This is a genomic window from Brucella tritici, from assembly GCF_008932285.1.
Lineage (GTDB): Bacteria > Pseudomonadota > Alphaproteobacteria > Rhizobiales > Rhizobiaceae > Brucella > Brucella tritici.
The window spans coordinates 1-13,363 of the sequence record NZ_WBVY01000015.1 but is presented as its reverse complement, the minus strand read 5'-3'; the positions used below and the strand labels follow the sequence as shown (position 1 = coordinate 13,363).

The window sequence follows — 13,363 nt, the reverse complement described above, 5'->3', positions numbered from 1 at the left end:
ATACAACCACACCGCCTCTGCAATAATCTCAGATGGATAACGATGGCGGCGGTAAAGCGAAGAACGAGGTTCGGTCATCACCCGTTATCGCAACTGATGTTTACACTTAGGTTAAGGTAACAGTGCCATTCCGCCGCTTCGCTATGCTTCCGAACTTCGGATGCGGCTTGCTAGCCAATGGCTAAACCGGGACAGGCTGGCGATTGACACTGTAGCGCATAAGCTTGGTTATACGTCTCAAGCGGCTTTCAGCCGCGCATTCAAGCGTGTTACTGGCCGTCCACCGGGCGCGAGCCGGCAGTTTTGATAGCCAGTCAGAATCATTCGTTCCTTTAAAGCGGGCATGAACTGGGGGATTTGAAGCCGGGCCAAATTGCTGACACGAACTGATCCGTTTTACCAGCTTTCCCGAGGATTTTGACGTAGAGTCAAGAATAGCCGTGCTTCAACCCGAAAGCTTGAGACGGTTGTAATTGCAGACCGCCAGTCAACACCGTATTCGCCAAGCAAATTGTGTCTTAATTTGTCAGACTATTTGCGACAATCCCGTCAATTCGAACCAGCCAGTAAACCGGGATCGGCGATGCCCGATTTTAAAGCGTCGTTAGCCTGATCATTTACTCAGACTCGAAGAAGTCACTCGGGTAGCGCGTGCCTCGTGCGAAGAACGCAGACGGTAACGATCTCCCGGATATGTGAATCGGCTTCGAGTGACAGGGATCCCATCGCGCCATGTCTGCCTATCTACAAGCAAACAAGGCTGACTGATATCAATCTGCAGATTTTCGCGAATGTCTTCATCCGCGCGTATAGCACGGATTGTATTGTCGACTGTCGTGACAATCGTGTTACGCAACAGCCAGAAATTCGGGGTAATCAGGGTGAAGTCCTGCTCGAGATAATCGGGCGCTTCAGCGCTATTCACATATCGCTCTTCGATTTGGATCGGTGTTCCATCTTCGAGGTGCAAAAGCTTGGAATAGAAGACGTCGTTTTCGGGCGAGCTCTGCAACATATTCCGCCGCGGGTTGTCCGCACTCAAAACCTCGTGCTGCAAAACACGGCTGCTATGCGCGCCGCCCGACAGGATCACTTCCTCTGAAGCGTCTGGCAAATTGAAAATCGCGCATTGCATCCGCGGGCCAATGACAAATGTTCCGCGTCCCTGAATGCGCAACAGAACCCCGTCAGCCTGCAATTCCCGCAATGCCCGGCGCACTGTCAGGCGAGATGCACTGAAGGTTCCCGCAAGGTCATCTTCTGAAGGCACCTGAAAGTTTGCCGGCCATTCTGCTGTTTCGATCTTTTTGTCGATAGCGCTTTTTATTTGAGCATATAATGGTTGGTCTGAACTGTTCATATCTCACAACAAATGATGTTATTAATAGCGCATAATCACATTCATAGTCGGGCTGGGTCAAGTCCACTTGCGTGATTACACATTGCATGAATCATGGGTTTCACCCCTAATGATTGCTTGCTAATGTTCTGGCTACAAATTCAGCGTCTGCCGGAAGTTGGTCCAGCGCCGGAAAGCCGAAGACATTCAAGAACATCAGCGAAACCGCTAAAATATTTGGTTTGTCATCAATGGAATCCACGCTGAAATAGATTGGGATCAGTTTTTCCAAAACATCAACTTCAATTCTTTCGGCGTTTAACTCAGCACTTTTGATAGTCTCGCGGAAGGCACCCGTATTTTCAAAACTTGTCGCCCACGCATGCACCTTCAGCGTCTTTCGGACAATTCTCAGCGGGATTACGACCTCTTCCCGCCATTCTTGTATTTCGGCGTATAGAGCGCTGAGCGCTTTTGCCGTGACATATCGGTCTGTTGTTACCGCGTGCAGAACCGCCAGATAAAACGGCACATCAATGGCATAATTGTCTTGCAAGCTCAGCAAGGCAGCCGGAATTCCGGGCTTGGCATAGAGTTGAAGCATAAAGCTCCAAAGTGCTGAATGACGTTCTATATCGTTCACTCGCTTGTTCCTCTGCCTTTAAGATCCAGATTTCAGCCCATCCCAACGTTTGACAGTGCCGGTTTCAATACCGAACAGATCAAGAGCGCGACCCACTGAATGGCAGACCATCTCATCAATGCTTGCGGGATGCGAATAAAAGGCTGGAACGGGTGGCATGATGATCGCCCCCATTTCAGTGAGCGCTGTCATCGTTTTCAAATGCCCGAGATGCAGCGGCGTTTCCCGCACCATGAGAACCAGTCGACGCCGTTCTTTCAAAACCACATCGGCTGCCCTGCTCATGAGTGTCGACGTCACCCCCGACGCTATCTCGGACATGGTTTTGACCGAGCACGGAGCAACCAGCATACCCATCGCCCTGAACGATCCCGATGCTATCGAAGCACCGACGTCAGCGGCCGAATGAACAACATCGGCGCGATGCGACAGCTCTGATTTTTGTATGCCAAGCTCCTGATGGAGGGTGAGAAGTGCTGCGCGCGAAACGACAAGATGTGTTTCAACGCCTACGGATCGCGCCAGTTCCAATGCTTTGAGCCCATAAGCTGCACCCGAAGCGCCAGAAATTCCTATCACCAGACGTTGAACGCTCATCAATTAAGCTCCCTCGAACCAGTCGCTGGCCTTGACACTGTCGCCAAGTCGCAATCGCTTACGTTCAAACTCCTGTTCACGCCCCCATGGCTTGGTCGCATCCACGAGCAGCCTGCCCCAATGGTCCTTCTGTTCATCTCGATAAAATGATGGTGTATCCGGGATGATCAGCATGTCCTTGTCTGGGCGACACCGCGTTAGAATGGCCCATTGAACATCATCCATGTCGTAGATATTCACGTCGGTATCCACCACCGTGATCTGCTTTGACCATATGGGTTCCGCGCCGATAGCCGCCAGCATGACCTGACGCGCATGTCCCTCGAACTGCGGCTCGATCTGAATGATGGCGTGATTGACGAATGGCTGGCAGGTTACATTGACGATACCGGGAAGCGCTGCACTCAGGCGCTGATAGATATTCGCGGAAACCGATAATTCGAGTGTGAGTACTTCTTCAGGTGAACCACACAATATCGAATGGAACATTGCGTCTTTACGCACGGTGACGCCCAGCACTTCGAAAACCGCATTCGGTCCGACAGGAACGTAATAGCCCATAAACTCGCCAAAAGGCCCTTCAGCGCGGCGTTCATTGGGAAGAAAGCGACCTTCGATCACCACTTCGGTTTCTGCGGGAACTTCAAGATCGATATGGTTGCATTTGCGCATGGAAATCGGTCGTCCACGCAACCGCGCCGCCACTTCCAATTCGTCGACATCATAAGGCAGTGGCGCTGCTGCGGTTAGAAATGCATGCGAAGGCGTACCAATCAACATGGCCGCTTCGAGCGGTTTGCCCAGTTTTTCCGCCTTCTCATGATAGATCGTCAGATGATGGCGAGGTGCCAAGCGACAGCGCAGCTCGTTATCGCTGATAAACATCGAGCGATGATAAGACAAATTACCAACGCCGGTTTCCGGATCTTTGGCGATAAACATTGCAGAGGTGAAATAGGGCGCGCCGTCGCGGTCAGAATAGGTGATCAGTGGTAGATCGGACAGTTTGACTTCTTCATATTCGGGAAGCTCGCTGTCCTCGGCAAGCTTTAGCGGCTCTTTCATCTCTGACGTGCCAAGAGATGCGAGACGGCTCCACTGGGTGCAAAAATCCTTAGCGTCAATGCCGATCACTTCGGCAATTCTGTCGCGCGTGCTGTAGACATTGCTGACAACGGGAAACCGTGTGCCTTTTACGTTGGTAAACATCACGGGCTTCGCCCATTTTTTCTGCGCAAGCTGCGTGACGGCTGCAAGTTCATGCGCAGGGTCAATCTCGCGATCAACCACCAGCAGATCGCCGCGCTCTTCAAGCTTATTGATAAAATCTCTCATCTCAAACTCCGTTCTAGGATTCAGCGGACAGTGCCCAAATTGGGTGTTAATGCGATACGGGTGGTGCGCGCGTCGTGCGCGGAACGCAGCCGATAACGGTCTCCGGGATAGATAAAACGGCTGCGCGTGACCGGAATCCCGTCGCGCCAGGTAGAACGGTCCAGAAGCAGACAGGGCTGGTTGGTATCGATCTGCAAAAGCTGGCGTATGTCGTCTTCAGCGCGAATGGCACGAATGGCATTATCAACTGTTGTGACCACCGTTTCGCGCCGAAACCATGCTTCAGGGCCTTGCGCTGAAAACGTCTGATCCAGATATCCCGGAGCTTCTGCGGCGTTGACATAGCGCTCTTCAAGCTGAATGGGCGTGCCATCTTCCAGATGAAGAAACCGGCTGTAATAAACCACCCCATCTGCGGACAATTGCAAAATGTTGCGCGCAGGATTGTCCTGCGCAAGGGTTGTGTGAACCAGAACCTGACAGGTGTGCGCGCCGCCAGAGCTGGCGATCTCGTCGCTGATATTGGGAAGGTCGAACACGGCGCACTGAATGCGCGGCCCCAGCACAAACGTGCCCCGTCCCTGCACGCGGATTAACACACCTGCCGTTTGCAGCTCGCGCAACGCACGGCGCACGGTCAGTTGTGAAACATCAAACTCTGCTGCCAGATCACCTTCCGAAGGGATCTGAAAATTCGCAGGCCATTCTTCCGTCTCAACGCGACGATCGATTTCACTTTTGATTTTTTTGTAGAGATGCTGGTCAGTGTTCACGATAGTCGCTCTTAAAAAGGTCAATGTGATAGTAAACTTCAACCATTATGATATCATAATCAAGTGCGTAAATTTAAAAATGCTATCGATTTTTCGGACAAGAATCGTTTACGCCAGCATTATCTCGATTATTCTGCGGTTTTACCGCGATTTTAGCGCAATTTCGACTTCATCACTTTTACTGTTGACTTTTAAAGTAATATCATTTTGCATAGGTAACGATATCTTTAGTGCATTGAAATGAATAATTCCGGGCCGCGCACCGCGAAAGGAAGCCATGCTTCCCGCACAAAGGCTCGCCAAGAGGAGGGGCAATGTCGACCCACGACCTGCAAAAACTTGCTATGTACATCAACGGTGAATGGGTAGAGCCGTCATCGGGCCAATATATCGAGACCATTGATCCGTTTACGGCCATGCCGTGGGCTCTGGTGCCTCGCGGCAATGCCGAAGACGCTGACAGAGCCATTCAAGCAGCGCATAATGCCTTTACCAAAGGCCCGTGGAGAAAGTTGCATCCCAGCGAGCGTGGCCGCATTATACAGCGCTTCGCCGACCTCATCGAACAGAATGCAGATGAGCTGGCTGAGATCGAAGTGCGCGATAATGGTCGCCTTCTCGCCGAAATGCGCCATCAAATTCGCTATATTCCGCGCTGGTATCACTATTATGCCGGGCTTGCGGACAAGATCGAAGGTGCGGTGCACCCCTGCGATAAGAAGGCCCTGAGCTTCTCGCGGCACGAACCACTTGGCGTCTGTGTCGGCATCGTGCCGTGGAACGCACCCCTGTTTCTTTTTTCACTCAAGGCTGCTCCCGCCCTGGCAGCCGGTTGTACGCTCGTGATGAAACCGGCCGAATATACCTCCGCTACCGCTATCAAATTGATGGAACTGGTCGAAAAGGCTGGCTTCCCCGCAGGTGTGATCAATGTCGTGACGGGTTATGGGCCTGAAGTCGGTGAACCGTTGGTAACCCACCCCCTCACCCGCCACGTTGGCTTTACGGGATCGACGCGCACAGGCGCACATCTTTATGCGCTGGCCGCCAAAGACATCAAGCGGGTTAGCCTCGAACTTGGTGGCAAATCGCCCAATATTATTTTTGAGGACGCCAATCTTGATAATGCCGTACGCGGCGTCGTCGGCGGCATCTTCGGCGCAGTCGGTCAGACCTGTATCGCGGGTTCGCGCTTGTTGTTGCAGCGCAGAATTCATGATGAATTTCTGGAAAAACTGACGGCCTTCACCAAAACGGCGCGCATTGGCGATCCCAAACACCTCGAGACCCGCATCGGTCCCATCGCCAATGCCATGCAGTATGAGAAAGTGCTGGGCTATATCGATATCGCCCGGCAGGAAGGTGCAGAACTCATCCTCGGTGGCAAACGGCCTGATCTGGATGAATGTGCGGCAGGCTATTTCGTTGAACCAACAATTTTCGCTGGCGTGAACAATGATATGCGTATTGCCCGTGAAGAGGTCTTTGGACCTGTTTTAGCTGCCATCCCATTCGATGAGCCTGAAGAAGCTGTAGCCATCGCCAATGACAGCGAATTCGGATTGGCCGCTGGCGTCTGGACGTCGGATATGCGTCGCGCCATCCTTATGTCAGAAAGCCTGGAAGCGGGCAGTGTCTGGGTAAACACATATCGCGATGTGTCCTATACCACGCCGTTTGGCGGCTATAAAAAGAGCGGAATAGGGCGCGAAAACGGAATAGAAGGAATTAAAGAATTCCTACAAACCAAAGCCGTGTGGTTATCCACCGCAGAGGAGATAGCAAATCCGTTCGTGATCGGCTGAGAAGGAACGCCAGAACAAAGCCTAGAAAAGCGAGCCATTTGAGGCCGGGTGGCTCGAAAACAATCACGGCCAAAGGGGAACTAAAAAATGCGTGTTGTAAAAACAAAGCGCTCCAAAAATGCAATGGTGCTTACCATCGGGGCGGTAATTAGCCTTCTCATGATAACAGGCTCTGTCAGTGCGCAAACCGCAGCGGAAAGCCTGCCACAGAAATATCGCGAAGCCGGTGTCATCAAGCTAGTTACTGACGCGAAATATCCGCCCTTCCAGTCTATGAACGACGCTGGCGAAATGGTCGGCTTTGAAGTCGATCTCTGGAACGCGATCGCCGCCCGTCTCAACGTCAAAGTCGATGTTACATCGGTTTCCTTCGATTCCCTCATCCCCGGTGTCCAATCCGGACGTTGGGATATTGCGATGGAAGGCATCACCGACAATGCCGAACGACAGAAAGTTGTTAGTTTCGTTGATTACGGCTACACGACATCATCAGCTTATGTCCTTGAGCAAAAAGGCGCTGATATAAACGACCATCTCGGCCTTTGCGGGCTGAAAGGTTCTGCGCAAAGCGGCACCGAATGGGTCGATATGATTACGAAGGAAATCGGCGAAGCCTGCGTTGCAGCCGGTAAGGAAAAACCTAGCGTTTCTGAATTCGGCACATCCGAAGCGACATTGCTGTCGGTTTATTCCGGTCGCAGCGACTTCGTTTTGACCTCTGCGGCCCTTGCCGGAGAAATTCAGAAGTCGGCACCGCATCCCGTCAAAGTCATTCCCATGCAGATTTTGCCAAGAATGCCCAGTGGCATCGCATTTCGCAAGAATGAAGCGGATCTCGGCGAAGCACTGCTTGCAGCTCTCAAGGAAGTCAAGGCCAGCGGCGATTACGACAAAATTTACGCGAATTGGACTGTCTCGCCAATGGCGATGGAACACGAGCCTGGTATAAATCTGGCCACGATCCCAACTTCAAAATAGCAATCTCGGCCGGTGACATAACTGATGATCGGGCTCATCGGCCGCATCAATGCGAATACGATTGAGAGACAGCCACCATGTCGGATGATTCAACTTTCGCCCCCTCGCCTTCACCTGACCGGCCCATGTTAACATATGTCCCGTCCAGCGCCTGGAAGACGCGGATTGCTGCAACGCTGCTTATCATCTTCATACTTTATTGCGTCAAGATGATTGCGGCTAATCCTAATTTTGGATGGAATGTAGTTGGAGAATATCTTTTCGACAGCCGTATCCTGTGGGGGCTGTATCTCACGCTATGGTTGACGGTAGTCACCATGGCTATTGGAGTTGTTCTGGGAACGATTTTGGCCATTATGGCAATGTCCAACAATATCGTTATTTCGAATGTAGCCAATGCCTATATCTGGTTTTTTCGTGGAACCCCCGTCCTGGTACAATTGATCTTCTGGTACAACCTCGGCGCCCTCTTTCCCGAAATGTCAATCGGGCTGCCTTTCACATCGTGGTGGATTTCGGTTCCCACCAATTCATTGATATCGCCGGTAACGGCTGCCGTCCTTGGTCTGGGTTTGAATGAAGGCGCATATATGTCCGAAATCATTCGGAGCGGCTTGATGTCGGTGGAACCCGGTCAAAAACAAGCGGCAAAATCACTTGGTATGACCAACGGAAAGGCTTTGTGGCGCATTATACTGCCGCAGGCGATGCCAGTGATCATCCCTCCGACCGGCAATCAAACGATTGGAATGCTGAAAACATCCTCTCTGGTGAGTGTGATATCGTTGGCTGACCTGCTCTATTCAGCACAAACGATCTATTCACGCAATTTTCAGACTATCCCTTTGTTGATCGTGGCGTGCATTTGGTATCTGGCGGCAACGACCATCTTGAGTGCTGCGCAGGTTCGCATTGAGGGGCATTTTGGTCGCTCCAATCAGCAGACCCATAACTCCCCACTCCGCCCAACCCGTCGTCTGTTTCGTCAGAAAGCTCAATAATATGTCTGATCCGATGATTGTCTTTGACCGGGTATCGAAAAATTACGGCAGCATGACTGTTCTCAGTAACATCAACCTTGAAGTGGCCGCTGGTGAGGTGATCAGTCTGATCGGCCCGTCGGGGTCAGGAAAGTCGACGCTGCTGCGCTGCGTGAATCATCTGGAGCGCATCGAGCAAGGTAGTATTACGGTGGACGGCGAGTTAATCGGCTACCGGCGCGAAGGCAATTTTGCGCACGAACTACCAGAAAAGCTGATTGCATGCCAACGTGCCCGGATCGGCATGGTGTTTCAGAACTTCAACCTCTTTGGCCATAAAACAGCACTCGAAAACGTTATAGAAGCGCCCGTCCATGTGCTGGGAGTTCCAAAACGCGAGGCCGAGAAAAAGGCCTTCGAACTGTTGGCTCGCGTGGGGTTGGCCGATAAATTAAACCATTATCCCCGTATGTTATCTGGAGGTCAGCAGCAACGCGTTGCCATTGCACGCGCCTTGGCAATGAAGCCCAAGGTCCTGCTTTTCGATGAACCGACCAGTGCACTTGATCCCGAACTGGTGGGGGAAGTGCTGGACGTCATGCGGTCGCTGGCAGCAGATGGCCTGACAATGATGGTGGTGACGCACGAAATGTCGTTTGCACGCGATGTCTGCAATCGGATTGCATTCATGCAGGCGGGCCAGATTGTCGAATGTGGCGCTCCGGCGGAAATATTGGATAATCCCGCGTTTGAGCGAACCCGCTCTTTCCTTTCCAAGGTTCACTAGATGACTGTTCCGCACAAGGCGCATTCTTCGGACAAATGGGACCTGATCATCGTTGGCGGCGGTATAGTCGGATGTTCAACGGCTCTTTATGCCGCACGATCAGGCTTGCGTGTGCTGATTGTCGAGCGTGATACACCGGGATCCAGACAATCCGGCCGAAATCTTGGCTTTGTACGTCAGCAGGGCCGTGACTTTCGCGAGCTTCCGCTGGCTATGGCTTCTCTCAACCTGTGGGAAGGGCTGGAGCAGGATCTGGGCCGTAAAGTGGGCTGGCTTCGTGGCGGCAACGTGGTCCTTGCCACCAGTGACGGTGACCTTGCCAACCAAGCCAACTGGCAATCCAAAGCCACACAGTTTGGGTTGGACACGGTTCTGCTCACACAAGCGCAAATTCGCGAAAAGCTTCCGCTTATCGCAGACGATGCTAAAGTGCGCGGGGCCATGTTTACCGCATCAGACGGGCGTGCCGAACCGAGCCGAGCAACGCGAGCCATGTTTGAAGCGGCGATTGAAGCCGGTGTTTCCGTTATCCTTGGCGCGCGTGTGACACGAGTGGATATTCAGGCTGGTCATGTGCACGGGGTCTGGATTGGCCGCAGGCATTATCGCGCAGATCAGGTGCTGTGCGCTGCGGGCACCGAAAGCTCCAAGCTGTTGCGCGCGGTTGGGTACATTCTCCCGCAAGAAAGAATACGCGCAACCGTGGCACGAACGGTCCCGGCCGCAGATCTCACCGTCAATCCCTGCATTTCACTCCCACTGACAGGCATTCGGCAAGACGCACGTGGAGCATTCGTTTTTTCAGTGGCGGGCGGGGAATATGACGTACGCTTCGATTCCTGGCGCACCATGCGTCACTATAAAGAAACACATAAAAACAATCCTGACGCGGCCCGCATCAATTACCTTGGCCCTCTGCAAAGGTTTGCGCCCTCGCGACCGTTGGTGCCAATTGCAGATATTGCACCGACAAGCGAGGCGGTTGAACCTGCACATTATCGCGTGCAGCAGGCGCAGGATGAATTAAGCCGCTTCCTGCCGGCGATCGCTGATCTCGAAATCGAAGCGGTATGGGCTGGCATCATCGACACACTTCCTGATGTGATCCCAGTTATGGGCCATGTGGACGGCGTCAATGGACTTCTAGTGGCCACGGGTTTCAGTGGACACGGTTTTGGCCTAGGGCCAATGGCTGGTAAAGTCATGGCTGAACTCGCACAAGGACACTCGTCTTCAGTGGATATATCGGGCCTATCACCGGACCGGTTCTAACCATCATCGGTAGATCTCAAATAGTGTAACGCCCACCCAACACGATCAACTATCAAAGACAAGGAGACGGAAAAATGGCACAGAGAATTTTTTCTGGAGTCCCTTCGGAGGCAATCGCCGGATATGCCAAAGCGGTTATTGATGGAAGCACAATTTATGTTTCGGGGACCACTGGCCGCGATAAAACAACAGGCATATTTCCCCCTGATGCAGCGCAACAGGCCCGTAACGCGCTCGCAGATATCGACAACGTGTTGAAGAAAGCAGGGGCGAGCCTCGCCGATGCCGTAGCAAGCCGAGTGTATGTTACAGATTTTGAGGCCGCCGATGCTGTAACGCCAGTGCTTGGGGAAGTGTTCAAAGACATTCGGCCGACCAGTACGTTCCTAATCTGCCAGATCCCTGCACGCGGTGCGAAAGTGGAGATCGAGATTACAGCTTCAGTCGCTAAGTAAGGCGCCCTTTCATTAAACTAGACTATAGTTCGGAGTAAAATTTCCATCCATTACTTAAAGTCTCAGACGTAGACAAGCGAGGCAAAGCTGGCGTTTGATTGCCAGTCAAGATTCCGGAAAAGATTTAAGACGCGATATTACGCGCGGCTCAATTTGCTAAGATTTCTGCCGAACATAGGGGTTTTTTCATTCGATACGAACTTTCAGCTGCTCCGCTCCATTTATGGGAACAGCGTTACTACTATGATTGAAGAGAAGCCCCTCTCGTTAACCAAAGAGACGCTTTTCAAGATTCCATAATTGCGTATAGAAGCCAAAAACGCGATCACGGACAGGGTCGCGAAGGCTATTCTTACGAACGAAAAAGCTGTGGTGGATGCTAAAACAGAACGACTGCAGGCTGCCCAACTGAAGCGCGACAACAACGAAAAGCGGGGTCGATAAAATTAACCGAAAGCATCGGAAAAGGTTCAAAGAATCTGGCTTTCCGATGAGCCGCTGCGCCAGCCTGAGGAATTGAGATGCTTGAGGCGTGGACAACAGACCGCCGAGAACTAGAACGAGAATTCTGTGACCTTGCGAAAGACATGTGCGATCACCAGTTTGCTTGGACGATTGAGCGCAATAAAGAGCAAGCCTTTAATGCCCTCGTAGCCGGGGCCAGCAACGTCAATGTGGGTGTATGTGGGTGTAACAGATCTCTTAGTCTTTGAAAATATTTGGCTTTTTCTGGTCATCTTCAGATATTTCTGAAATGCTGTGGAGGCGCGCCGGTGCAGCGAAAAACGGGCTAATGCTGGATGACATCCTAGAACGCAATGCGAGGTGTCGAGCGGTAACCTGCCTGGACCCGCAACGCAACGATCGCTGAGCCTTTCTATGAAGCAGTTCGCTGCCGTTATTCACGGTTTTTCTCTACCCAAATCATAAAGCCGATCAAGGCGAGTAGCGCCACCACTATCGTTCCGATAAACCACCAGCTCATTCTTTCTCCTCCTGAAAACATAACTCTTATTGCGCGAGAAAGTTCACGCAGCACGGATAAATAGAAACTCCCGATCAGTAGTGCACACTGACCGGTCCTATTCACCGCAATCGAGTCACGATTCCATCAGCATTGAACGGATTAAAAGGTATCACCTGATCAGAAAATATTGCCCTACACTAGGGGGTATGTAGCTAATGCCCTCGCCTGCTGTCCCAGAAATGCACCGATAGGACTCAAACAAGCGCCACGAGGATTGTCGACCGTACTCAGAAATAGCCCCTCCACTGCTTCCGCGTGAAGGGGCTCGTCATGGACATTGATGAAACTACCTACGGTAGGCTAAGCCGCTCCAAATTCGGCCTTCGTCTCGGTGACGACCACCATGCACTGCTCCGATATAGGCGGCCACTGCGGCAACTAAGGCTGAAGCAGCCAAAAGGAAGGCGCTCAGAATGCCAGCTATTTTGGTCTTCTCAGCAGTCTCCAATGCTTGTGCTTTTGCTTCCTCAAGCGCCTTGCTGGCTTGTTCTTTTGCCTCATCAATCTGCTTTCGCGCTTCATCGAGCTTCCTCTGCGCTTCCGTTCTCACGGTCTGGACCCGCTCGATTGTCTGATTGACGCGATTTTGGGCGTCGGTCTCACTCATTCCCGTTTGAGCCGTAACCTGACGGACGAGCCAAGCTTTATCTTCGTCGGTTATCTGGCCTGTCGAGAGCAGGTTGGAGAAAATGCTGCCTGCCTGTCGGGTGAAATCAGCAGCATTTTGACCCTCCCCACTAGAAGCGGGTGCTCTATCATTTCGCAGCAACGTATCTGTAAAATAGTCGACGGGATTGACCTTCAATCCCTGGGGAAGCATTTGCTCAATGGAGGGTGCTGCTGCTTGCCCAGTGCCTTGGATAATGCCGCCAGCCGCACTGCCAGCCCCAGATATTAGTCCTCCGGCCAATTGGCCAGCTCCTTGCGCCGTTCCTCCAATGACGGTTCCCCTGAGGTCGCATCCCTTCTCTGATCGAGACCTGTAAAGTCAACGACATCGCTCGCCTTACCTTTCTCAAGGCTAGACTAACCACTATCATAAGGGGCATTCCCAAAGTCGACGACCTGTTTCCATGGAACGTCAAGCAAGGACAGCTGCGCTCAGCACCGAACGCTTACTGTGATCGCACGTAGATCGGTTCAAATGTGAAGGTCAAGATCGAGCGATATGATTTTCTGGCAACCACTCTCCTGTGAATTAAAACACCGCGGGAAGCGCTGATGGTCCCTCTTTAAAAAACTTTATGGAACTTATGTCGCCAGCGGGAGTTTCATGTCTGTTACTTAATTCACTGGAGAAATACAATGAAAATCAGAACGTTAGCGTTCTTAAGCGCTTGTATCATCGCGCCTTCGGCTGTGTTCGCTCAGG

At 52.1% G+C, this 13,363-nt stretch carries 13 protein-coding genes and 1 pseudogene; 7 read left to right on the top strand and 7 right to left on the bottom strand.

Going from position 1 to position 13,363, the window contains the following annotated elements; all coding sequences use genetic code 11:
• Positions 1–78 (bottom strand): annotated as a pseudogene (locus tag F9K94_RS25040) (IS6 family transposase); the annotation flags it as partial.
• A gap of 49 nt (positions 79–127) precedes the next feature.
• Between F9K94_RS25040 and F9K94_RS24075 the strand changes: the two are divergent.
• Positions 128–307 (top strand): helix-turn-helix domain-containing protein, encoded by a 180-nt coding sequence (locus tag F9K94_RS24075; RefSeq protein WP_210250266.1) that lies wholly within the window; start codon positions 128–130, stop codon positions 305–307.
• A 306-nt stretch (positions 308–613) separates the two neighbouring features.
• Here F9K94_RS24075 and F9K94_RS24070 read toward each other — a convergent pair whose 3' ends face one another.
• The 5 genes from F9K94_RS24070 to F9K94_RS24050 all read right to left on the bottom strand — a co-directional run bounded on the left by F9K94_RS24070 (position 614) and on the right by F9K94_RS24050 (position 4,690).
• Positions 614–1,360: a UTRA domain-containing protein gene (locus F9K94_RS24070; protein WP_011983078.1), complete on the bottom strand. Its 747-nt coding sequence runs from the start codon at positions 1,358–1,360 to the stop codon at positions 614–616.
• Between the two features lie 106 nt (positions 1,361–1,466).
• The gene (locus F9K94_RS24065; protein WP_151610684.1) at positions 1,467–1,982 is read right to left on the bottom strand and encodes a TIGR02444 family protein; all 516 of its coding nucleotides are present in this window, start codon (positions 1,980–1,982) and stop codon (positions 1,467–1,469) included.
• A gap of 18 nt (positions 1,983–2,000) precedes the next feature.
• Positions 2,001–2,579 carry a UbiX family flavin prenyltransferase gene (locus F9K94_RS24060; RefSeq protein ID WP_151610683.1) on the bottom strand — a complete coding sequence of 193 codons (579 nt, stop codon included), beginning with the start codon at positions 2,577–2,579 and terminating at the stop codon, positions 2,001–2,003.
• Positions 2,580–2,582: 3 nt separating this feature from the next.
• Positions 2,583–3,914, bottom strand: coding sequence for a UbiD family decarboxylase (locus tag F9K94_RS24055; protein ID WP_151610682.1), 1,332 nt, complete (start codon positions 3,912–3,914; stop codon positions 2,583–2,585).
• A 20-nt stretch (positions 3,915–3,934) separates the two neighbouring features.
• On the bottom strand, positions 3,935–4,690 hold the full coding sequence (locus F9K94_RS24050) for a UTRA domain-containing protein (RefSeq protein ID WP_151610685.1): 756 nt from the start codon (positions 4,688–4,690) through the stop codon (positions 3,935–3,937).
• 311 nt (positions 4,691–5,001) lie between these two features.
• On the opposite strand from F9K94_RS24050, the gene F9K94_RS24045 reads away from it, so the two are divergent.
• From F9K94_RS24045 to F9K94_RS24020, 6 genes are all read left to right on the top strand, one after another.
• Positions 5,002–6,492 (top strand): aldehyde dehydrogenase, encoded by a 1,491-nt coding sequence (locus tag F9K94_RS24045; RefSeq protein ID WP_151610681.1) that lies wholly within the window; start codon positions 5,002–5,004, stop codon positions 6,490–6,492.
• Positions 6,493–6,579: 87 nt separating this feature from the next.
• Entirely contained in the window at positions 6,580–7,470 is an 891-nt protein-coding gene (locus F9K94_RS24040; protein ID WP_151610680.1) for an ABC transporter substrate-binding protein, read from the top strand.
• A 77-nt stretch (positions 7,471–7,547) separates the two neighbouring features.
• Complete coding sequence (locus F9K94_RS24035) at positions 7,548–8,471, top strand: amino acid ABC transporter permease (RefSeq protein WP_151610679.1); 924 nt, start codon at positions 7,548–7,550, stop codon at positions 8,469–8,471.
• Position 8,472: 1 nt separating this feature from the next.
• Positions 8,473–9,237 (top strand): amino acid ABC transporter ATP-binding protein, encoded by a 765-nt coding sequence (locus F9K94_RS24030; RefSeq protein WP_011983070.1) that lies wholly within the window; start codon positions 8,473–8,475, stop codon positions 9,235–9,237.
• A complete protein-coding gene (locus F9K94_RS24025; protein WP_011983069.1) occupies positions 9,238–10,509 on the top strand; it encodes an NAD(P)/FAD-dependent oxidoreductase in 1,272 nt (423 codons plus the stop codon).
• Between the two features lie 74 nt (positions 10,510–10,583).
• Positions 10,584–10,964, top strand: coding sequence for a RidA family protein (locus F9K94_RS24020; RefSeq protein WP_011983068.1), 381 nt, complete (start codon positions 10,584–10,586; stop codon positions 10,962–10,964).
• A 1,313-nt stretch (positions 10,965–12,277) separates the two neighbouring features.
• Here the strand turns inward: F9K94_RS24020 and F9K94_RS24010 are convergent.
• Positions 12,278–12,901, bottom strand: a complete 624-nt coding sequence (locus tag F9K94_RS24010) for an ATP synthase subunit B family protein (protein WP_151649014.1) — start codon at positions 12,899–12,901, stop codon at positions 12,278–12,280.
• Positions 12,902–13,363: the final 462 nt, after the last annotated feature.